Raw genomic sequence first — 1,136 nt, forward strand, 5'->3', positions numbered from 1 at the left:
GCACTTCAGCCATTGCCTGTTCTGCTTGAGCCTGTGATCTGCTACGCATGTGGTGCGGCTACGCGATGGTATTCATCGTCAACACTGAAATCGGGATCACCCTGCTGATGACGCAAGTTTCTTGTTGCGGCTGACGAGAAACTGGATCAATCCGTCGACGCCGCTTTGCCGGATCGTGTCGTTGAATTGCGTACGGTAGGTCTGGATCAGCCACGCGCCGAGCACGTTCATGTCATAGACGCGCCAACCCTGGGGTGACTTGTACAGCCGGTAGTCGATCTGCACCTCGCCGTTCTTGCCTGAGGCGATCGTGCGCACCACCGCATCGGTGTCGCTCGACACGCTATGCGAAGGTGGGTACTCGAATTTACGATCCGTGTTGATCAATGTGAGGGCGCCGGCATATGTGTGGATAAGCAACTGCTTAAACTGCTCGACAACCTGGTTCTGTTGCTCAGGAGTCGAAGTGCGCCAGAAGCGGCCCATCGCGTACTGCGTAGTGCGGCGAAAGTCGACGTATGGGAGGATGTCCCGGTTCACGATATCCATGATGCGCGGGATGTCGTCCGGCGTGAGTGCCTGCTGGCGCACCTCGTCCAGGATTTGCTGCGTCACTGTTTGGATGAGTCTCTGTGGGTCGGTCTGGTCGTCGATTTGAGCGGACCACGCCTGCTCAGGCGCGCATAGCGACCCGATGCCGGCCCAGATCGCCAGCGATGCAATGAGCGCGGAACGGACAATCGTGCTTCGGCAGAAGTGCTTCATGCAAACCTCATTTGGGAAAGGGCCCGGCAGACCGCCGAAGCGGTGACGGCGAGGTCCCCACACGTTTCGCCGCTTACTCTCAGAAAGGCCTTCAGCCAATGCTAACCCGCGTTTGGTTCCTCACGGCAGGCCAGCCTTTGTCTCACGGGAGTGATACTGACTCGATAGAGTTTGCAGGTGAATTTCCTATGTCTAATGCAGAGCCGACGTTCGAACGTCCGTGTAAAAGCCCAAGCCCACGGCCGAACCTATGGCCGCGCTGCCGCCGATCACCGCTGACGTGCCGTGTGCTCGCGCCGACCGCGCCATCAACTTTCGTACGGGGATCCACACCGGACGGTTGTTCAAGCTTGAGCGCAAACGCAGCTTAC

1 protein-coding gene is annotated in these 1,136 nt (G+C 58.5%); it reads right to left on the reverse strand.

Annotated features, from left to right (window positions below; genetic code table 11):
• Positions 1-96 precede the first annotated feature (96 nt).
• The gene (locus AWB66_RS32550) at positions 97-765 is read right to left on the reverse strand and encodes an MlaC/ttg2D family ABC transporter substrate-binding protein (RefSeq protein ID WP_087634056.1); all 669 of its coding nucleotides are present in this window, start codon (positions 763-765) and stop codon (positions 97-99) included.
• Positions 766-1,136 lie beyond the last annotated feature (371 nt).

This window comes from Caballeronia telluris (assembly GCF_001544495.1).
GTDB classification, from domain to species: Bacteria; Pseudomonadota; Gammaproteobacteria; order Burkholderiales; family Burkholderiaceae; genus Caballeronia; species Caballeronia telluris.